This window comes from Enterococcus sp. AZ015 (assembly GCF_050499225.1).
Lineage (GTDB): Bacteria > Bacillota > Bacilli > Lactobacillales > Enterococcaceae > Enterococcus_D > Enterococcus_D entomosocium.
This window is the reverse complement of record NZ_JBMHEX010000001.1, coordinates 3,196,344-3,216,217: the sequence shown is the minus strand read 5'-3', so window position 1 is coordinate 3,216,217 and position 19,874 is coordinate 3,196,344. Positions and strand designations below refer to the sequence as shown.

17 protein-coding genes are annotated in these 19,874 nt (G+C 45.1%); 12 read left to right on the top strand and 5 right to left on the bottom strand.

The window, feature by feature from the left end; genetic code table 11:
- Positions 1-20 precede the first annotated feature (20 nt).
- On the bottom strand, positions 21-1,541 hold the full coding sequence (gene murE, locus IGK85_RS14995; protein WP_008382015.1) for a UDP-N-acetylmuramyl-tripeptide synthetase: 1,521 nt from the start codon (positions 1,539-1,541) through the stop codon (positions 21-23).
- 199 nt (positions 1,542-1,740) lie between these two features.
- Between murE and IGK85_RS14990 the strand changes: the two genes are divergently transcribed.
- From IGK85_RS14990 to IGK85_RS14980, 3 genes are all read left to right on the top strand, one after another.
- Positions 1,741-3,387: a putative polysaccharide biosynthesis protein gene (locus IGK85_RS14990; protein ID WP_008382016.1), complete on the top strand. Its 1,647-nt coding sequence runs from the start codon at positions 1,741-1,743 to the stop codon at positions 3,385-3,387.
- Positions 3,388-3,456: 69 nt separating this feature from the next.
- Positions 3,457-4,176: a pseudouridine synthase gene (locus IGK85_RS14985; protein WP_008382017.1), complete on the top strand. Its 720-nt coding sequence runs from the start codon at positions 3,457-3,459 to the stop codon at positions 4,174-4,176.
- A gap of 141 nt (positions 4,177-4,317) precedes the next feature.
- Complete coding sequence (locus IGK85_RS14980) at positions 4,318-5,394, top strand: peptidoglycan DD-metalloendopeptidase family protein (protein WP_035007288.1); 1,077 nt, start codon at positions 4,318-4,320, stop codon at positions 5,392-5,394.
- 96 nt (positions 5,395-5,490) lie between these two features.
- Here IGK85_RS14980 and IGK85_RS14975 read toward each other — a convergent pair whose 3' ends face one another.
- Positions 5,491-6,345, bottom strand: coding sequence for an RluA family pseudouridine synthase (locus IGK85_RS14975; RefSeq protein ID WP_008382019.1), 855 nt, complete (start codon positions 6,343-6,345; stop codon positions 5,491-5,493).
- A gap of 191 nt (positions 6,346-6,536) precedes the next feature.
- Here IGK85_RS14975 and IGK85_RS14970 point away from each other — a divergent pair, with 191 nt between their 5' ends.
- The 5 genes from IGK85_RS14970 (at position 6,537) to IGK85_RS14950 (ending at position 14,128) form a co-directional block, all read left to right on the top strand.
- Positions 6,537-8,699, top strand: a complete 2,163-nt coding sequence (locus IGK85_RS14970; protein ID WP_008382020.1) for a PBP1A family penicillin-binding protein — start codon at positions 6,537-6,539, stop codon at positions 8,697-8,699.
- Positions 8,700-8,769: 70 nt separating this feature from the next.
- A complete protein-coding gene (locus tag IGK85_RS14965; RefSeq protein WP_005227708.1) occupies positions 8,770-9,111 on the top strand; it encodes a YlbF family regulator in 342 nt (113 codons plus the stop codon).
- A 193-nt stretch (positions 9,112-9,304) separates the two neighbouring features.
- A complete protein-coding gene (locus IGK85_RS14960) occupies positions 9,305-10,495 on the top strand; it encodes a metallophosphoesterase family protein (RefSeq protein WP_008382022.1) in 1,191 nt (396 codons plus the stop codon).
- Entirely contained in the window at positions 10,492-13,167 is a 2,676-nt protein-coding gene (locus IGK85_RS14955; protein ID WP_008382023.1) for an AAA family ATPase, read from the top strand. The genes IGK85_RS14960 and IGK85_RS14955 overlap by 4 nt, the downstream gene beginning before the upstream one ends.
- 16 nt (positions 13,168-13,183) lie before the next feature.
- Positions 13,184-14,128: a 3'-5' exoribonuclease YhaM family protein gene (locus IGK85_RS14950; protein ID WP_034872173.1), complete on the top strand. Its 945-nt coding sequence runs from the start codon at positions 13,184-13,186 to the stop codon at positions 14,126-14,128.
- Positions 14,129-14,298: 170 nt separating this feature from the next.
- Here IGK85_RS14950 and IGK85_RS14945 read toward each other — a convergent pair whose 3' ends face one another.
- The 3 genes from IGK85_RS14945 to IGK85_RS14935 form a co-directional block, all read right to left on the bottom strand.
- Complete coding sequence (locus IGK85_RS14945; RefSeq protein WP_008382026.1) at positions 14,299-15,333, bottom strand: peptidylprolyl isomerase; 1,035 nt, start codon at positions 15,331-15,333, stop codon at positions 14,299-14,301.
- Positions 15,334-15,448: 115 nt separating this feature from the next.
- Complete coding sequence (locus IGK85_RS14940) at positions 15,449-15,823, bottom strand: YtxH domain-containing protein (protein ID WP_005227717.1); 375 nt, start codon at positions 15,821-15,823, stop codon at positions 15,449-15,451.
- Positions 15,824-16,249 carry an HIT family protein gene (locus IGK85_RS14935; protein ID WP_008382027.1) on the bottom strand — a complete coding sequence of 142 codons (426 nt, stop codon included), beginning with the start codon at positions 16,247-16,249 and terminating at the stop codon, positions 15,824-15,826.
- A gap of 211 nt (positions 16,250-16,460) precedes the next feature.
- Here IGK85_RS14935 and IGK85_RS14930 point away from each other — a divergent pair, with 211 nt between their 5' ends.
- From IGK85_RS14930 to IGK85_RS14915, 4 genes are all read left to right on the top strand, one after another.
- On the top strand, positions 16,461-16,940 hold the full coding sequence (locus IGK85_RS14930) for a hypothetical protein (RefSeq protein WP_008382028.1): 480 nt from the start codon (positions 16,461-16,463) through the stop codon (positions 16,938-16,940).
- Positions 16,941-17,024: 84 nt separating this feature from the next.
- The gene (locus IGK85_RS14925) at positions 17,025-17,759 is read left to right on the top strand and encodes an ABC transporter ATP-binding protein (RefSeq protein WP_008382029.1); all 735 of its coding nucleotides are present in this window, start codon (positions 17,025-17,027) and stop codon (positions 17,757-17,759) included.
- On the top strand, positions 17,756-18,967 hold the full coding sequence (locus tag IGK85_RS14920) for an ABC transporter permease (RefSeq protein ID WP_008382031.1): 1,212 nt from the start codon (positions 17,756-17,758) through the stop codon (positions 18,965-18,967). Before IGK85_RS14925 ends, IGK85_RS14920 begins: the two co-directional genes overlap by 4 nt.
- Positions 18,968-19,071: 104 nt before the next feature.
- Positions 19,072-19,851 carry a phosphotransferase family protein gene (locus IGK85_RS14915; RefSeq protein WP_005233409.1) on the top strand — a complete coding sequence of 260 codons (780 nt, stop codon included), beginning with the start codon at positions 19,072-19,074 and terminating at the stop codon, positions 19,849-19,851.
- Positions 19,852-19,874 lie beyond the last annotated feature (23 nt).

Below are 19,874 nucleotides of genomic sequence, written 5' to 3'. Positions count from 1 at the left end.
TTTGTTGAGACAACTTGTTGCTATTGGTGCTTGGCTTGCTGCTGCGCTAAGGTCAAGTCACCGATGTAAGGGACTTTTTTTCCAGCGACTTTCAAGTATTGTTCGGCACCTTTGCCCGCAATAATCACGATATCACGACCGTCTGCTTCAGCGATCGCCAATTTGACGGCTTGAGCCCGATCCATCTCATGAATGATGGCAACTTCAGGATTGGTGATAGCATCTGCAATTTCTTTTGCGATCGCAGCTGCTTCTTCAAAATCAGGATCATCGCTGGTCAGGTAGACTTTGTCCGCATATTCTCCTAGCGCTCGTCCCATATCTGCTCGGCGAGATTGGGCTTTTCCGCCAGCACTGCCAGTGACAAAAAGCAGGCGACCATCTGGGCGTAATTGACGGGCAAGTTCACTTAATGATTGGAAGCTCAGGTAATTGTGGGCATAGTCAACGATCATGACGGCGCCATTTTCTTTTTCTAAAACGATCATTCGTCCAGGGATGATCACTGTCGGCAGGACTTTCTGAGCGTCCTCATGAGAGGCACCCGCTAAGCAGGCAGCCAAAATCGCCGCTGCGGCGTTCTCATGGTTGAAAGAACCTAAGATCCCCAGTTGATATTCACCAGAGACTTGCAAGACATCAGAAGCAGCTGTCAGGGCGAAACTCTTTAGGTCCATTCCTTCTTGAACGACATAATCGGCATCTGAACGTCCGTAGGTGATATAAGGAACTTGATGGACTTCACAAGTTTCTCGCAGCAAGTGGTAGTGATCGCTTTGACGATTTAAAATCATTTGTTTGCTGTTGCGAATCAGTTCCCGTTTGCAGTAAAGATAATCATCATAAGTTGGATGTTCCACCGGTCCAATGTGATCAGGCGAAATATTCAAGAACGCGCCAATATCAAAGGTAATGCCGGCGACCCGTTTGGTTTTATACGCTTGAGAAGAAACTTCCATTACAAGATGGGTCATGCCGTTTGCAACAGCCTCAGCCATCATTTTATAAAGATCCAGTGTTTCGGGAGTCGTCAACACTGCTTCATTAAAGGTTTTTCCATCGACTGAGTTTTCCTCAGATGAAAAGAATGCTACTTTTTGACCCGTCGATTCTGCTAAAATCGCCCGAGCAAAATAGGCGCAGCTGGTTTTGCCTTTGGTACCAGTGATGCCGATGGTCACCAGCTGTTCTTGCGGGTTGCCATAAAATGCTTGAGCGATCACTGCCATCGTTTCTCGAATGTCCGTAACAATGATCCCGTAGGTTGCGAAGTTGTCATAAGGTGTTTCTGAAATGTAGCACTGAATGCCTTGATCAATGGCGGCGGCTAGGTAGCTTTCTTTAAAAGAAGCCCCTTTACAGAAAAAAAGCGTTGCCGCATCGGCCGTTCGCGAGTCGTAACTTAAGGAGGTAAAGGCAATATCAGTCATTTCTTGCGGCACGGTATAAACCCAATCAGTGGGGGTGATGATTTCTTTTAATAGGTTTTCCTGCAATAAGAGTTTGCGGATCTGTGGCACGGTAATGAGTTCCTTTTGCATCGTTGTTCTCCTTCATTCCTCTAAAGATTTCTCTTATTATAGCATAACTCCTAAAAACCGCCGTTTAGGAGGGAAAAGTTTTCTTTTTTTTCTTCTTATTTTGAAGAAACTTTAAGATGTTGCAAAAATAGATTGCGACCAACTCTTTTTCGAATTAAAATGGAAGGGATATGTTTGTAGAAAGTTGGAGATAATGGCGATGGATAATCACATGCGTTCAGTGTCAAAAGAATTAACTACACAAGAAAAAATGGCTCAAGGATCTGCTTGGATGACAATGGGCAATATCGGTTCACGTTTGCTTGGCGCGATTTACATTTTACCTTGGTATTATTGGATGGGGGCAAATGCCGATAAAGCAAATGCGTTATTTGGGATGGGCTATAATGTTTACGCCTTATTTTTAATGATCTCAACTGCTGGGATCCCATCGGCAATTGCCAAGCAGATTTCTTTTTATAATTCTCGCCAAGAATACCGCACCAGCCAGAAGCTCTTTTTAAGGGCCTTCCAATTGATGGCAGGCTTTGGCGTGGTGACCGCCGGAATCATGTATTTGGCAGCCCCATGGTTGGCAACGGCTTCAGGTGGCGGGGAAGAATTGATTCCTGCAATGCGCTCATTGAGCATTGCACTATTGGTCTTTCCTTGTATGAGTGTTATGCGAGGATACTTCCAAGGAAACCAAGACATGAAACCTTTTGCGATCTCGCAAGTTGTCGAACAAATCGCCCGCGTCTGCTATATGCTTTTGGCGACCTTCATCATTATGCGGGTTATCGAAGGCGAATACACGGCGGCTGTGACGCAATCGACCTTTGCCGCCTTTATCGGTGTCTTAGCCAGTATTTTGGTTTTAGGCTATTACTTCCAAAAGCAACGGGTGCGGATGGACGTCTTAGTCGATATGAGCAAAGAAGAAACCGTGTTGCAAACCAAAGAATTGGTTTTAGCGACCATCAAAGAAGCGATCCCTTTTATTATCGTTGGTTCTGGGATCACGATTTTAAAATTGGTGGATCAATACACCTTTGTGCGGATCATGAGTAGTTTTACTGAATTTTCAAATGATCAGCTCTTAGAATTAATGGCGATCTTCGGTAGCAACCCTGATAAGTTGACGATGGTGGTTATCGGATTAGCTACTTCCATGGCTTCAACAGGCTTGCCTTTGATCAGTGAAGCAGTCGCCAAAAAAGACAAAAAGAACTTAGCTAAATTGATCAGCAACAACTTACAATTGTATTCCTTTGTAATGTTCCCAGCGACCTTTGGGATGATCGTGCTGTCTTATCCCTTATACACCTTGTTTTATCGTCCAGATGCGTTAGGAGCGAGCGTTTTAGTCGCTGCCTGTCTGTCTGGTCTGGTCTTGGGCTTGTTTATGCTTAGTTCTAGTATGCTGCAAGGAATGTACCACAACAAAGAAGCCGTTGTTTTCTTCTTTGTAGGGTTGCTGGTGAAGTTGATCCTGCAGTATCCAGCGATTCGGTTGTTCCAAGTTTATGGCCCATTAGTTTCCACGACGATTGCTTTAGGGATCGTCTGCTGGCTGAACATTCGCAAGATGATTCGCAAAGGCCATTTCAATGTAAACTTAACGTTGCGACGGACGTTATTGATTGGCGCGATGACGATCATTATGGTGATCGCAGCGTTGATCGCCCGCCAACTCTTTGGTCTTATCTTTAGCTCTGAAAGAAAAGTCCAAGCCTTTATCTTGAGCTTGCTAGTAGCAGGAGTCGGTGGCAGTGTGTACATCTACATTGCGCTGAAATTGCGTTTAGCTGAAAAACTACTCGGCTCATCAATGGTTCGTTTACGCCAGAAATTACACATCAAATAAAACTAGAAGCAGCCGCTGAGCCTCCTTTGTGAGACCTTGGCGGCTGTTTTATATGAAAGGAAGAAACCGATGCGTTTAGACAAGTTTTTAGCGGATATGGGTTATGGCTCCCGCAAAGAAGTGAAACAGTTGATCAAAAAAGGTCTCGTGACCGTCAATGGACAAGTCATCAAGAGTGACAAAGCGCAAGTACTAGAAACACAAGATACCGTTTGTTTTGAGGGGGAACCCATCGTCTATCAAAGCCAGTTTTATTATTTGCTGAATAAACCCGCTGGAGTGATTTCGGCAACCGTCGATTCCTATGAAGAGACGGTCTTAGATTTGTTTTCTGAAGAAGCGTTTCGCGAAGATTTGTTTCCAGTAGGACGGTTGGATAAAGACACCGAAGGCTTTTTGCTGATTACGAACGATGGCGGATTGGCGCATCAATTATTGTCGCCTAAGAAGCATGTGGAAAAAGAATATTATGCCCAAGTCGAGGGAATCATGACAGCGGAGGATCAAAAAACCTTTGCCAAAGGCATCAAATTAGACGGCGAGTGGACCTTGCCGGCTGAACTGCAGATCCTCAACGTCGATGAAGACGAAACGCGCAGCGAAATCAAACTGATCCTCCATGAAGGCAAGTTTCATCAAGTCAAACGGATGGTCCATGCAGTAGGAAAAGAAGTCGTTTATTTGAAACGGATTCGCATGGGAGGCCTGTCCCTGCCAGATGATTTGGCATTAGGCGAGTATCGGGAATTGACTCCTGAGGAATTGGCGAAGCTGCAAGAGCGAGGATAAGACGATCGGCGAGCTAAAGAAATTCTTATGAAAGTTGTTATTCGGCTGCAATATTTGTAAAAAAAGCCCGTTTTATAGGTGATTTACATGAAAGTTTGCAACAATAGACTTTAAACTGTTGGAAAAACCCTCTTTTTTTTCATGAATAAGCATGTTAAAGTAGCCAAGCTACTAAAAAAAGAAGGAGTTACCTCATTGAAGAAAAAGATTTTTTTATTGCTCGCCCTTACGTTGCCTCTTTTCCAGCCAGCTATCAGTTATGCTGCTGAAACCAAGAGCAGCGAGGAACTGACGGTTTTGACCACAGAACTAGCCTCTTATGAAGACGAAGTCACCACCAGCCAACAGAAAGTCACAGCGTTGGAAAGTCAATTAGCGGATTATCAGGAAGAATTAAGCCAATTGGCAGAAGAAAGCAAGGAAGTTCAAACGCAGATCACTGCACTGAATGATCAAAAAGCCCAGCACCAAGGAAGCCAAGCGCAAAGCAGTCTGGTAGTCGATGGACCGCAAGCCACGATCCAGCAACTACGCAAGTTTAGTGAACAACAAGCGGCTTTACGGGAAGTGAACCAACAATTGGCGGAAAAAGAAGCCGAACAACAACGAATCACTTCGTACCAAACCTTGACGCAAGCCCAATTAGTACATAGCGAAGAACAATTAGCAACAGCCAAAAAAGAATTGCAGTCCCAACAAGAGCAGCTGCAGCAGACGCAAGCCCAAGTGCAAGACCTACAAGAAAAAGTGGAGCAAGAAGCAAAAGCAGCTGAAGAAGCGAAACAAAAAGCCAAAGAAGCAGCGGAGAAAGCGGCAGCCAGTGAATTTTCACTGCCAATCACTGGCTCCGTGTCGATCTCCAGCGGTTTTGGTACTCGAGCAGACCCGACTGGTTTTTCAGGGACGCAGCATGACGGGATCGACTTCACAGGTCAAGCGGGGGAGAAGATCGTCGCCGCTCGTGATGGACAGGTAGAAGATGCTGGCTATGGCCCAAGCACTGGAAATTACGTGATTTTGGCTCACAATAATGGCTTTTACTCGTATTATTTTCATTTAACAGCTGTCAGTGTCTCAAAGGGGGCGACCGTTGCAGTCGGCGACCAAGTCGGTACGATGGGGACGACTGGAAATTCGACAGGCGTCCATCTGCACTTTGGACTGAGTAAGACGTTGTGGTCAGATTTCGTTGATCCAGCAGCTTACTTACCGCTATAAACCAAAATACCAAGTAGAAGCATGGAGAAAATCATCTGAAACCAAAAAGCATGACTGACAAGAGGGATTCCTCAAGTCGTCATGCTTTTTGGTTGCTTACCACAAGCCCGGTTGAGCGATGATCACTAACTGTTCTTTGGTAAAAGGATGCTCTAGATGCAATTCGTAGCCATGCAGCAGCAAACGTGGCGCTGGTTTGTTTTGGTAAAGCGGGTCGCCAACGACTGGATGACCGATGCTGGCAAGGTGGACGCGAATTTGGTGGGTCCTACCAGTTTCTAACACACAATACACATTGGTTGTCTTTTGTTGGGCGTGGGCGATGGTTACATGGGTGACGGCTGACTGACCGTTGCGGGAGTCAATGATCCGCTTGCGACGATCGTGACGGTCACGACCGATTTTTTTGGCGATCGTTTGATCTTGCGTAAGTTTCCCCAAAACAGTGGCTTGATAGCGACGGAAAATCTGTTTGTTTTCCAGCATTCGGCCCAAGATCGGCAACACCAAAGGATTTTTTGCAAATAAAACCACACCGCTGGTTTCTTTGTCTAGACGATGGACCACATAAGACTGCTGCTGTTTCGGCGCAAGGTAAGCAGCTGCATCATTCAACAGAGTATCGGCTTCTAATGGCTGATTTGGGTGCGTCTTGACCCCGGCAGGCTTGTTCAGCACCAATAAGTGTTCATCTTCAAAAAGTACGTCGACTTTGTCCGCTTGGCCTAACTGGATCGGCTGGTAGCTGTAATCACTGTCTTCAATGATCAAAGTGATTTGATCGCCGCCACGAACTTCTTGATGAAACATCGCGGGCTGCTGATTGACGGCCACATTTTTCCGTGTGCGCAGAAAATGGCGCACTTTTCGTGGAACGAGCCACTCCTGTTCCAACAAATCGCGAAGCGGCATGGGCGGGTGATTTTCGGGTAAAGTCATGGTGTATTCCATAATAACGTCCTTTCTTTGCTATTCGCTACCGACTATTATAGCATCTTTAAGCTTTTCTTATAAAAAAAACAATAAAAAACAGAGTATTCAATGCTAGAATAATAAAGCATTCTTTTCGAATGAAATTACGTCTAGAGCCGTATAACAAAGAAAGTCATTTATGCTACACTTAACCAAAGGAGCGTGAAGTAATGGATTGGAAACACATCCTTCACAAAATAAAGACCGGTTGGCTGACCTTTTGGCGCTGGTTAAAACCGTATTTGCAGCAATTTCATCAATGGCGCAAGCGGGTTTGGAAAAAATACCACGTAAATAAAATTTTTATTTTACTTAGTTTAGTTGCTATCTTAATCATGAGCGGGTATTTATTTTATATCGCCAAAAATACGAAAGTCAGTGAATTAGAGTCAGGTCTGAAAGAATCGACGGTGATTTTTGATGCCAATGGTGATGAAGCAGGGCAGTTGTACTCGCAAAAAGGCACGTACGTTTCTCTTGATGCCATCTCCAGTGATGTGGTCAACGCCTTGATCTCAACTGAAGACCGCAACTTCTATAATCACCACGGGTTTGATATCAAAGGGATCGCTCGGGCAGCCCTACGTATGCTGGTCAACCGCAGTGCCGAAGGCGGTGGGGGAAGTACCATCACCCAGCAGCTTGCTAAAAATGCCTATCTGTCCTTGGATCAAACCTTTAGTCGAAAAGCCAAGGAGCTTTTCTTAGCGATCGAGATCGAGAAGAAATATTCTAAAGATGAGATTTTAGAAATGTATTTGAACAGTTCCTATTTCGGTAACGGGGTTTGGGGCATTCAAGATGCCTCGCTAAAATATTTCGGTGTCAATGCTTCTGAACTAAGCGTGGGAGAAGCTGCGACTTTGGTGGGGATGCTCAAAGGTCCTTCGATCTATAACCCGATCGACAATCTGGAAAACGCCACGAACCGTCGCGACACCGTCTTGAGTTTGATGGTGGATAACGGCAAGTTGGACCAGTCCGTTGCTGACCAAGAATCACAAGTTGCCTTAGCCAATTTACTTTATGATGGATTTGGCAATTCAGAATCTGGCTATAAGTATCCTTATTATTTCGATGCGGTCATCGACGAAGCCGAATCCTATGGGTTGGACGCCGATGATGTCATGAATCGCGGCTACAAGATCTATACAGCCCTGGATCAAAACTACCAAGCACAAATGGAAGCTGCCTATAAAAACGATGCCTTGTTCCCTGAAAATGCCGCTGATGGCACGATGGTGCAATCTGGCTCTGTTGCACTTGATCCGAATACCGGTGGGGTGCAAGCGGTGGTGGGTCGTCGTGGTGAGCACGTCTTTAGAGGATTTAATTTTGCCACGCAAATGAAACGTTCACCAGGTTCCACGATCAAACCGATCAGCGTCTTCGCCCCTGCCCTAGAAGCTGGGTTTGAACCGGACAGTGTCCTGAAAGACGAGCCCCTTGATTTTTATGATGCTCAAAACTTTGACGGGACCTATGCTGGCGAAGCAGTCATGTACCAAGCCCTCGCCCAAAGTTTGAATCTGCCAGCAGTTTGGCTGCTGCATGAGATCGGCTTAGATCGCGGGTATAGCAAAGCACAAGAATTCGGTCTTTCCTTGACCGAATCCGACAAATATTATGGCTTAGCATTAGGTGGTTTGGAAAAAGGGGAATCTCCAATGACGATGGCAGCAGCGTATGGCGTTTTCGCTAATGGCGGGTATTACTACAAACCGCATTTGATCACCAAAATCGTTGATTCAACTGGTGCCGTGATCGTTGACAATACGTCTGTGCAAGGCAAACGCGTGATTTCTAAAGAGACCGCTGATAAAATGACGAGCATGATGCTAGGAACCTTCTCTAACGGGACGGGGGTTAGTGCTAGTCCGTACGGCTTTACGATCGCCGGTAAGACGGGTACGACAGAGACCAACTTTGATGCTTCTAAGGTCAATGACCAATGGATCGTCGGCTATACTCCTGATATGGTTCTGTCAACCTGGCTAGGATTTGAACATGTGAGTGAAGATCATTACTTAACGGGAACTAGCGGACAAGTTGTTGGGAAAATATTTAAAGCAGAGGCCGAAAGCTTACTGCCTTATAGTCAAGGCACCCAATTCCAAGTTGCAGACGCTTATTGGACAGGCGGAAAATTAATGGCAGCCGATGAGGTACCAGATCCTGATAGCAGTACGTCACAAAATAGCAATGATTGGCAACAAACCATCGATGACTTTGCCGAAAGCGCCAAAGAAGGTATGAAGGAATTCGGCAGCAAGATCAAAGAAGGAACGAAAGAATTGTTTGGCGGCTTGTGGAATTCCATTAGTGGAAATTAAAGGAATTAGGCAACTGCTAGTCTAGAACCTGAGAAGAATGGTATACTAGAAAAAAAGAGGAGGCGTCAAAATGGCAAATATTTATGATACAGCAAACCAATTAGAACGTGAATTACGGGAGTCAGAACAATTTCAAGATCTGAAAGGTTCTTTCGACCGTTTGAAAGCAAATGAAGAAGCGTACGCGTTATTCAAAGAGTTTCAAGAGTTGCAACAAAGCCTGCAACAAAAAATGATGGCTGGCGAAGAAATGACGGAAGAAGAAGCGCAAAAAGCCCAAGAATTATCGCAAAAAATTCAACAAGACGGCATCGTTTCTGACTTGATGCAAAAAGAGCAAGCCTTCAGTTTAGTGGCCAATGACTTGAACCGCATCATCATGGGTCCTGTAAGAGATCTATACGAAGCGTAATCGCCAACAAACAAAGACCAAAGAAGCAAGTGAAACTTCAGAGAAACCGGCTGCAACTGCAAGAGTCGTTTCCAAAGAAGTTTCAAAAGCGCTTCTTTGGTTTTTTTTATGAAAAAGGCGAACAAATTTTCGTATTTTACTGACGAAATGACTGATAAATGTTATGATAGAAGCATTAAGGAGGGAGAAAGAAATGCGATTTTTACATAGTGCAGACCTGCATATCGACCGGTCATTTGAAGGGGTCCATCTGTTATCTGAAAAAGTGAAGACCCAACTCCCTGCTATCAATCAAAAAATCATCCGTAATTTGGTGGATGTTGCTTTAGAAAAAGCGGTCGATTTTGTTTTGCTGGCTGGGGATACATTCCATCAAGCACGGCCGAGTCTAAAAGTGCAGCATGACTTTTTTACCCAACTGCAACGACTGGGAGAAGCAGAGATCCCAGTCTATATGATTTTCGGCAACCATGATTATTATGATCCGCAACGGTATTGGTTTGCTTTTCCAGAAAACGTCATTCTCTTTTCATCGGAAGAAGTTCAAACGGTACAAGGAACAACGAAAAACGGTGAAACCTATGCAATCAGTGGATTTAGCTACCAACATCCTTGGATCGCTGAAAATAAAGTAACAGAATTTCCCGCAAGAGCAGCGGTGGATTATCATATTGGGCTTTACCACGGGGATCAAGCCGGTGAACGGTATGCCCCCTTTTCAATCAGTGAAATGAAGCAAAAAGGCTATGATTATTGGGGCTTGGGGCACATCCATGTACCTAAGACGCTCTCAGAGCAACCACCGATCCTCTATCCCGGTACGCCTCAAGGAAAGACCAAGAAAGAGCAGGCGACTGGGGTGATTTTGGCAGAATTATCGCCACAAGGACCAACAATCGAGCGCTTGGAGATCGCGGAAATCGCTTGGCAAAAGCAAGTGGTCTCCTTAGCGGATGTGACCGCCTCGAATGCCGTATTGCCAGCGATCATCGAGCGCTTAAAAAGTCCTCGTTCGCGCTTGCTGCATCTGGTGTTGACCGATGTGCAGCAGCTGCCGCCAGATTGGTTTCCAGCTGCGGAAAAAAATGAATGGCTGACCTACCTCAATGAACGGTTGGCACAAACAGAGCCGCTGCAAGTAATCTATGCCCTTGAAGTCGAGCAAGCCAATGAAGACAAGATCGCATTGGCGGTACCACAAGACTATATGCTGCAGTTTTTAGCGATGTATGAGTCACCAGAGATCTTTGCGGACCGACTGTCCGATCTATTGCAGCATCCGCTTATCCAGCGGGGGATCACCCATGAATCATTTCAAGAAGAAGTCTTGCAGCAAGCCAAGCAATTGTTGAAAGACGACTTTCAATGGGAGGAGCAGTCATGAGAATTTTAAAAGCAGAGATTACCGGTTTTGGGAAATACCATGAACAAAGCTTTGCCTTTCATCCGCAAAATCAGCTGCTCTTTGGGCACAACGAGATCGGAAAATCGACGTTGTATCAATTTATTGCCGCCATCTTATTTGGCTTTCCGAAAAAGACAGCCAAGAAAAAAGACTATACCCCCAAAAACGGTGCAGCTTACGGTGGCAAGTTATGGTTGGCTCTGGAACCCTTCGGCGAAGTGATCGTGGAACGCTATCGGCATGTAGACCGCGGTCGTGCCAAAGTCCATGTCGCTGGTCAGACGGTCGATGAGCAATGGCTGGCACAACACCTGCAGCCCCTCAATCGAGCATTGTTCTTCGATGTCTTTACCTTTCAGCAAGAGCAATTGACCCAGATCGATAAGCTAGAAGAAAATGAGCTGCACCAAGCGTTGATTTCTCTGGGAATCAGCGGCAGTCAAAAAATGCTGCAGCAAGTGGCACAATATGAAACCATCAATCAGCAGCAATACAAGCCACGGGGGCAAAAGCTGCCTTTGAATCAGGCGTTAAAACAATTAGAAAAACTGCAAAAAACGATTGCGGAAAAAGAAAGCGAAGAAAGCCGCATCCAACAGCAGTATCAGCAGATCGCCCAGTTGCAAGAACAGATCCAAGACTTGCGACACCAGTTTCAAGCATTGAATGAAGCCTATCAGGAAAATCAGCAGCAGCTGAGTCATTGGGGGCTTTATGAAGAGTGGCAGCAAATGGCACCAGCAGATACGTTAGCCGATCCTCAGCAAGTCCAAGCCATCAAACAGTTTTATCAGCAGTATCAGCAGCTGACGGAAGAAATTCGCAAAAAAGAAGCTGAATTAGATCAGTTGGAGCAAGGAAAAGAATCAGATAAGTATTTCTTTTACCTTGATCACGAGCACCAAATCAATCACTTGCTGCAGCAGCAAGTGACGATGGCGCGTTTGGCAGATCGTGAAGCAGCGGCCAATCATCAAGAAGCCGTCGCCATCACGGAGCTGAATCGCTTGGTCGAAAAGCGCCAATGGAGCAGAGAATCGCCGCCGCTAGTAACGGCTTCGATCCATGAACAAACCACACGTTTACTACAAGAACGTGTGCAGTTAGAAGAGCTCGAAAAGCGCATGATGCGTTTAGAAGAAAAAGCGCAGCCTTTGCAAGCCACCGCAGCTCGCTTAGAACAGCAGCATCCTCAATTGATTGGCCGCAAGCCGGTTTCTCGCCCGCTATGGCCGCTAGGGATCGTCGGTGGGCTGCTAGTAGTGATCGGTATCTTTTTGCCGAGTCCGTGGCGCTGGCTTGCTCTAGGTGTAGGGATCGCAGCGATCATTGGCAGTGTTTTGCCGTTGATGAAAGCAGCGCCAAACAAACAGCAAGGCATCAAACAGGAATGGCAGACGGTTCTCATGCAGCTGGATCTGCTGGGAGAAGAGTTGGCGCAGCTGGGAAATGAACAGCAGCAAAAGCAGCAGCAGATCGATCGTGCCCACCAAGCCCTGACACCCTTTTTTGGTAATTTGCCGGTGGAAAGCTGGCAGTCGTATCTATTGGCCTATGATGAAGATGTTGCTAGTTATCAAGCCTACTCACAGCAGCGCAAACAAGCCTATCAAGAACGGCAAGCCGTCGCAGAAGAACTGGCACCCTTTGATGAGCAGTTCCGACCTTATGCTGAGTGGCTGCCGTTGCAAAACAAAACCTTGTTAGAAAAAGCAGCGATTTTGCAGAAATTTCATGAAGAGATGCAAACAATCAAGCTTTCACGACTGCAACAACCTAGCACGCTGCTGGCCCAACAGTTGACCCGCACCCGCAATGAACGCGACCAGCTGCTTTCCCAGGCCAGTGATCTCTTGCAGCAACAAGGCTTAGATCACCCTGCAGAAATCAGCCTCTGGTTGAAGCAATGGGAAGCGGCGCAACGCACGCAGCAGCGAGCAGAAGAATTGGCGGTGATGTTAACACCGATTTATCCTAAACCAGTGACGCAAGCAGAATTGCTGCAGCAAAAAGACCAGATCAAGCAGCAGCAAACACAGCTTCAGGCACAAATACAGCAGTTGACGGAGCAAAAACAGCGTTTGGAATTAGAAGCAGCAGCTAGTCAAAAAAATGGCACCTTGAATCAGCTTTATCAAGAAGAAAGTGAGCTAAAGGCGGTCATTGAAGAACTTGCTGTGGCATGGGGGAGTCGTCAGTTGGCGGCTTCGATTTTAACGGATGTCACGACCGAGTTGTCAGAACAGCAATTGCCGCAGCTATTGTCGGCTGCTTCAACCTATTTTGAACAGCTATCAAACGGACGTTATCAAAAGATTCTTTTGGAAAATGGCTTGTTGGTAGCGGCAAATGCCAGCGAGACGTTTTCGATCATCGACCTGTCCACAGGCACGAAGGATCAGTTAATCATGGCGTTACGCTTCGGTTATCTAGCACTGCAAAAAAATCACCCATTGTGTCCAATCATTATTGATGATGGTTGGCTGCATTATGATAGTGTTCGTAAGGAACGGTTTGCCGCACTGTTAAAAGAGTTTGGGCAAAGTTATCAAGTAATTTGTTTGTCTTCTGACCAAGAAATGGTAAGCTATTATCAGAAGTACCAGCAGCCTATCCAGGATCTGAGTAAAGGAAGTGAAAGATTTGGCTGATCGGCCAAATAAGCCCATGAAAAAAATTCGTGAATTAACTGTTGATGAAACGTTTCAACTTTTCTTGCTGATCAAGAATGCCGATGTGCGGATCGCGAAAAACGGCAAAAAATTTATTGCCTTCACCTTTCAAGATACATCCGGCACGATCGACGGAAAGTTCTGGGATGCATCAGATGAAGAAATCGCCCGTTTTGAACCCGGGAAAGTAGTACTGCTAGATGGAAAACGGGAGGTCTACCAAGGCAATCCGCAAGTCAAAATCATGCATTTGCGTTTAGCGAAACCGGAAGAGCCCCATGAACCAAGCCAATACATGGAAAAAGCACCCTTGCGAAAAGAAGAGATGGAAGAAGAAATCAGTCAAACCTTGTTTGAGATCACGAATCCTCACTGGAATCGAATCGTCCGTTTCTTACTGAACAAGTATAAAAAGGAATTCTTTGACTTTCCAGCTGCGAAGCGCAATCACCATGCCTTCGCCAGTGGATTGGCGTATCATACGACCACTATGCTGCGGTTAGGAAAAGCAATCGTCAAAGAGTACCCTGAATTGAATGCTTCACTACTGTATGCGGGTATCATTTTGCATGATTTAGGAAAAGTGATCGAGTTGACAGGTCCGATGACGACAGAGTATACCTTGGCGGGGAATCTAGTAGGGCATTTGGTCTTAGTGGATGAAGAAATCACGCAAGCCTGTATGGCTTTGAAATTTGATGACAAAGAAGAAGATATCGTTGTTTTGCGGCATATGGTTTTAGCCCACCATGGCTTATTAGAATATGGGTCACCTGTTCGCCCCCGCATAATGGAAGCGGAGATCCTCCATCAAATCGATAATTTGGATGCTTCCATGCAAATGATGCTGACGTCGATTCGTTTAACGGAACCTGGTCAATACACAGACCGAATTTTTGGCATGGACAATCGGAGTTTTTATGTACCGAAAGAAGTGTAGCGGTGACCTTGTAGCACGATCAACCAAAGTGAATGACGGAAAGAACAAAAAACCACGCTAGGCTTGCTTAGCGTGGTTTTTCAGATGTTGGAAAAAGTAGCTGAATCGGCAATATTAACCTAATTAGCATAAAAAAAGAAGCGCCGTTACGACGGCACTTCTTTTTTCATTTATTCAGCAGAAGAATCTGTAGCACTTTCACTCGTTGCAGTAGAATCATCGGTTGCATCAGTAGCAGAAGTATCTGCCGCTGAGCTGTCCGTTGCATCGGTAGCAGAAGAGTCAGCAGTTGAATCTTCTGTTTCAGCCGCTGTGATGTAATCAGAAAGCAAGTCTGCTAAGTCAGAGTCTTTCATTTTCACATTAGCTGCTTGCAATTCTTGACCGATCGTTGCTGCCATAAAGGTTGAATCATTCAACAAAGTGTTTTGAGCAATTTCAGTCAATTCATCTTTGTATTTATCCATATCATTGCCTTTGTCTTGGTTTTTCACCATTTTCACGATATAGTATTCCGTCGTGTAAGTTGACGTGTTGGTTGCAGAGATCACTTCAGAGATTTCACCATCTTTTAAATCAAAAGCGGCTGTTTTTACTTCACTTGGTACAGCTGATGAAGTAGAATCGAATTTGATCGTTCCGCCATCTTCTTTTGTTGCCGCATCCGTTGATTTTTCTTTAGCGATTTCGCCAAAGTCTGCATCATCTTTTTTCGCTTCTTCTAAGACGTCTTTGGCATCATCTTCACTTGCTACTTTGATGATTTGTGCTTCTACTTCAGGGTGGAAAGAATCCCAAGCAGTTTTCATGTCTTCATCAGTGATATCCATGTTGGCTTTTAAGCCTTCACGTAACGCAAGTTGTTGTTTCAATTCTGCACGGTAAGATTTCACCGTATAACCAGAGGCAGTCAATGTTGATTCAAAGGAATCACTGCCGCCATATTGTTCAGCCACATTATTGAATTGTTCGTCGATCATTTCTTCTGTTACGTCATCACCGTATTTTTCATCAAACACTTTTAAGACGATCATTTGACGCAACGCTTGTTGATTTTCTGAACTTGTTTTTGCTTGGTCATAAAAATCTTGAACAGTGATTTTACCGCCCTTCATTGTTGCGATTTCCTCACTTGAGTTACCACAAGCCGCTAATGCAAAAAGACTCATTGCACTGACTGCTACTAAAATTAATTTTTTCTTCATTCGTTTAAGCACTCCTAATTCTAAAAAGATTCATAATAATCACTGCACCTACTATACCACTTCTAGAAATGGTTGGAAAGAAAACAGCGGATGTTTCAAACAAAATTCATAAAAACTACAAATTTTCGATTTGTTTGTCATCCTCGGCGCTTTGGGCTTGAATCGTCGTGATGTGCTGATTCAATTGTTCCATTTGGGTTTTTATCCGAGCAAGGCGCGGTTGTGCTTGGAATTTGAAGGCTTCCAAATCTTTCGTGAAAGATTCGGTCACAACTGGGATCGTTTCGTCGATCGTTTTGCGGGTTACCATCACAGCATCTTTGAGCTGTTTGACACTGTCATTGAATTCTAAGGTCGCTTCTGTCGTGTCATCTAAATAGCGAATCAATTCTTCACGGGTTTCATTGCCGCTTTTTGGTGCAAAAAGCAAACCGCCTAAACCGCCGGCGATGGAACCGAACAAAAGTCCTTTAAGAAAATTACCGATCATTTAGTTCACCTGCTTTCCAATTTTTTCGGCGATTGCCGCCAGCTCTTCCCCCGTGTAATTCTCTGCATGATTGCCAAAATGGATCTTGAAATCATCGTCTTTGCTGTAGCGAGGAATCAAATGGACATGGGAATGGAAGACGGATTGGTACGCCAATTCTTTATTGTTGTTGATGATATTTAAGCCTTCGATCTCAGGGAATGCTTTTTCGATCGCCCGAGCAATCTTAGGGATACGGGCAAAAACCGCTGCTGCCAACGTTTCATCGTACTCGAAAATATCCGTCACATGCGTTTTGGGAATGACCAATGTATGACCAGGGGTGACTTGGGAAATATCTAAAAAGGCAGAGACTTGCTCATCCTCGTAGACTTTGTAGCTAGGAATCTCACGATTATTGATTTTACAAAAAATACAATTTTCCATTGTAAAAAACCTCCTTGATCTATTACCTCTACTTTACCATATTTTGCTTTTTTTCGTCTGGTTTCCTCTTTGAAAAAGTCGGAACAAGGCAACTGTTCCTTCAACAAAGGCGCTTTTTTAAAGAAATGCGAAAAGCAAGCGAGAAACGCTTGCATTTAGATTCCAACAACCCTAGACTTAATATCAGAAATCATTTGGAAAGAAGGAACCTATGAAACCGATCATTAAAGAAACCTTACAGAAAAAAACAACGACTTCAGCGAAGCTTCGATACTTAGCCTATGCCTATAAAGAGTGGTTGATCGCGATCACGCTGTTTGTGGTGTTTGCTGGTTCAATCACTTATTCTCTGACACGTCCGCAAGAAGAAGTAGTCAATGCCGCCATTGTCACTGAAACAGCAATGGACCCTGCGGTGCAAAGTGAATTGGAAGCAGCCGTTGAAGCATGGGCAATAGACCAAAGGTATCAAAAAGAAGAGCTGCGGATCAGCCTGGTTTCTTATGCCGAACCAGCCGCTGTCCAAGCCTTTACCACCCGTCTTGCCGCTGGTGCCATCCAAATGGTCGTCTTTCCAGCCAGCGAAGCACAAACGTGGCAAGAGCGCTTTGGCAGCCAAGAACTAGCACAAGAAATCATTACAGTGGGAGAAAATGAATTTATCCTGCAAGTCACGAATAAAGAAAAATAAACAACTGTTTTGCCAGCTGACTGAATTGAACAAAAAGAGCCTACGTTGACAAAGAGCCATAATCAGGCGAATCGGAGGGAAAAAATGACTTTACAAGTAGCAAACGTGACAGGCGGCTATAATCAGCTGCCAGTCTTAAAAAATATTGATTTTACGATCGGCGATGGGGAGCTCGTTGGCTTGATCGGCTTGAACGGGGCAGGGAAGAGTACGACGATCAAAGAAATCATCGGTTTACTGCAACCTCATAGCGGCACCATCACGATCGACGGCTTGACCCTTAAAGAAAACCCAGAGCAATACCGCAAACAAATCGGGTATATTCCCGAAACCCCATCTTTATATGAAGAATTGACCTTAAGAGAGCACATTGAAGTGACAGCGATGGCCTACGATCTTCCACAAGAAGAAGCCATGAAGCGAGCAGAACGCCTGCTAAAAACCTTTCGCTTAGAAAACAAACTCGATTGGTTCCCGGCAAACTTTTCAAAAGGGATGAAACAAAAAGTCATGGTACTGTGTGCCTTTTTGATTGAGCCGAGTGTCTACATCATTGATGAACCCTTTCTAGGATTAGATCCTTTAGCGATCAATGCGTTATTGGAACTGATGAATGAGATGAAACAAACCGGGGCATCTATTTTGATGTCCACCCACATTTTAGCAACCGCAGAGAAGTATTGTGACAAATTCATCCTCTTGCATAACGGTGAGATCCGCGCACAAGGGACACTGGCGGAACTAAGAAGCCAATTTCAAGCACCAGAAGCCTCCCTTGATGATCTGTACCTCGAACTGACAAAGGAGAGTCAAGCATGAAGCAGTTTTTCTCGCAACGCTTACAGCGGCATCAAAAACAGATGACACGCTATTTGCGCTATGTCTTCAATGATCATTTTGCTTTGATCAGCACCTTCTTAGTCGGAGGTCTGGGGCTCTATTATTCTGAATTGCTAAAAACATTGCCGCGGCCGTTTCCATTAGGCGGCATCATCGTGGTCGCTGTTTGGCTCTTTGTTTTACCGCTGGGACGCTTAGCGACACTGACGAAACCGGCAGATTTGATTTTTCTGTTAGCCAAAGAAGGACAAATGACAAGTTATCTCAGCCAAGCGTTACGTTATTCCCTCTGGCTGCCCTTTGGGGTTTTATTTTTAACCGTAGGGGCAACGATGCCTTTGGTCGTGGTCACAGCAAACAGCACCTTTGCCTCATTCCCATACTTTTTAGGGATGATGTGGCTCTTAAAACTGGGGGATCTTTCACTACAACGGATTCGTTTGTATCAAGAAACTCAGCAGCAAGTCAAACAGCAGCGAGGCATCTGGTTCGCAAGTACGTTTGCTGCCACACTTGCCAGTATTTATGTAGCACCTTGGCTAGGATTGGGGATCAGCATCCTCCAAGCAATCTGGTTCCTCTTTGGACTGAAAGCCAATAGCCAGCTTTTGGATTGGGACTATATGATCCAAGCCGAACAGTCGCGCTTAATGCGTATCTATCGTTTTATCAACTTATTTACAGATGTTCCCCAAATCACGACGGAAGCCAAACGGCGCAAATACCTCGACTGGCTGCTGGCAAAGATCAAACCAGTGCACAGCAATACGTACCTCTATCTTTACTTGCGCCGAGTGATCCGTGGGGGGCAATATGGCGGGCTTTATGTCCGTTTGACTTTGATTGGTGGGTTCGTCTTATTCTTTGTCGATGAGCTTTGGATCAGTCTGCTGATCGGCTGCTTGTTTCTTTATCTGATCGGTTTCCAACTGATTCCTTTGATCAATGAGTTTCAATACATGGTTTTGACACATCTGTATCCCGTGCCAGAAAAACAAAAAGCCGCAGCGATCAAAAAAATTCTTGGGGCACTCTTACTGGTGACCGCAGTTCTTTTCGGTGTGATCTGTTGCTTGCGCTTGCCTTTTGTTTGGCAAGGCGGTATCGCGTTTCTTGGCTTCTTAGGGTTTGCGGGTCTTTTTTTAGGCATCTACTTGCCAGGGCGATTAAAGAAAATGCACGCCTGATCCACAAGTGGCCTCTCTTACAAAAAGCGAACGCATATGCGCTTGACGGCGACCCATTAGGAAGCTAGAATAAGAGGTACTGCGAAATAAGGAGAGAAGCTAGGATGGATATTCGCTTGGATCAAGATTGGCGTATGCGGCCAATCAAAGGCGACACCGGGAAAGCCTATATCGGGCTCAAGGACAACGACAAAGTCTTTATCAAACGAAATACGACCCCGATGCTTGCGGCACTCTCTAAAGAGGGCATTGCACCCAAACTCGTCTGGACGAAACGGACGGGAAATGGGGATACGCTCTCCGCACAAGAATGGCTGGATGGACGGGTCTTAGATCCCGATGAAATCGGCCAAAGAAATGATGTCATTGATGTGTTGTATCACTTGCATCATTCAAAAACGTTGGCACAGATGCTAAGCAAAATCGGCGGACAAGTCAGATCGCCTGAACAGATGCTGATGGATTATCAGGATCAGCTGCCTTCTGCGGTCGCCCAAAACCGTTTTATTCATTTGGTCACCGAGTATTTAAAAACCAATATTCCAGCTTTTGACGAGCAGAAAGCCGCGGTCGTCCATGGCGATGTCAATTATCGAAATTGGCTAGTTTGTCAAAACTATTTGTATTTAGTCGATTGGGATTCCGTGATGTTTGCAGATCCGGCAATCGATATCGGCACTATTTTAGGTCACTATGTGCCATTATCTGGCTGGTCTCATTGGCTCGTGCGCTATGGTATCCACAGCAGCAGCGAAGTGATCGAAAAGATTTATTGGTACGCATTGTTGAGTATGCTGCAAGAGGTCAAAAAATATTATCTGCGAGGCGATTACAAAGCCATGAATGCAGAGATTTTACAATTAAAACGAATTTATAGCGAATGAAGAGAAGATGGAGCGAGGCAATT

Excerpts from the sequence above, each read along its gene's own strand:
- murE (WP_008382015.1), bottom strand. The coding sequence starts at position 1,541 with ATGCAAAAGGAACTCATTACCGTGCCACAGATCCGCAAACTCTTATTG.
- IGK85_RS14990 (WP_008382016.1), top strand. The coding sequence starts at position 1,741 with ATGGATAATCACATGCGTTCAGTGTCAAAAGAATTAACTACACAAGAA.
- IGK85_RS14985 (WP_008382017.1), top strand. The coding sequence starts at position 3,457 with ATGCGTTTAGACAAGTTTTTAGCGGATATGGGTTATGGCTCCCGCAAA.
- IGK85_RS14980 (WP_035007288.1), top strand. The coding sequence starts at position 4,318 with ATGAATAAGCATGTTAAAGTAGCCAAGCTACTAAAAAAAGAAGGAGTT.
- IGK85_RS14975 (WP_008382019.1), bottom strand. The coding sequence starts at position 6,345 with ATGGAATACACCATGACTTTACCCGAAAATCACCCGCCCATGCCGCTT.
- IGK85_RS14970 (WP_008382020.1), top strand. The coding sequence starts at position 6,537 with ATGGATTGGAAACACATCCTTCACAAAATAAAGACCGGTTGGCTGACC.
- IGK85_RS14965 (WP_005227708.1), top strand. The coding sequence starts at position 8,770 with ATGGCAAATATTTATGATACAGCAAACCAATTAGAACGTGAATTACGG.
- IGK85_RS14960 (WP_008382022.1), top strand. The coding sequence starts at position 9,305 with ATGCGATTTTTACATAGTGCAGACCTGCATATCGACCGGTCATTTGAA.
- IGK85_RS14955 (WP_008382023.1), top strand. The coding sequence starts at position 10,492 with ATGAGAATTTTAAAAGCAGAGATTACCGGTTTTGGGAAATACCATGAA.
- IGK85_RS14950 (WP_034872173.1), top strand. The coding sequence starts at position 13,184 with ATGAAAAAAATTCGTGAATTAACTGTTGATGAAACGTTTCAACTTTTC.
- IGK85_RS14945 (WP_008382026.1), bottom strand. The coding sequence starts at position 15,333 with ATGAAGAAAAAATTAATTTTAGTAGCAGTCAGTGCAATGAGTCTTTTT.
- IGK85_RS14940 (WP_005227717.1), bottom strand. The coding sequence starts at position 15,823 with ATGATCGGTAATTTTCTTAAAGGACTTTTGTTCGGTTCCATCGCCGGC.
- IGK85_RS14935 (WP_008382027.1), bottom strand. The coding sequence starts at position 16,249 with ATGGAAAATTGTATTTTTTGTAAAATCAATAATCGTGAGATTCCTAGC.
- IGK85_RS14930 (WP_008382028.1), top strand. The coding sequence starts at position 16,461 with ATGAAACCGATCATTAAAGAAACCTTACAGAAAAAAACAACGACTTCA.
- IGK85_RS14925 (WP_008382029.1), top strand. The coding sequence starts at position 17,025 with ATGACTTTACAAGTAGCAAACGTGACAGGCGGCTATAATCAGCTGCCA.
- IGK85_RS14920 (WP_008382031.1), top strand. The coding sequence starts at position 17,756 with ATGAAGCAGTTTTTCTCGCAACGCTTACAGCGGCATCAAAAACAGATG.
- IGK85_RS14915 (WP_005233409.1), top strand. The coding sequence starts at position 19,072 with ATGGATATTCGCTTGGATCAAGATTGGCGTATGCGGCCAATCAAAGGC.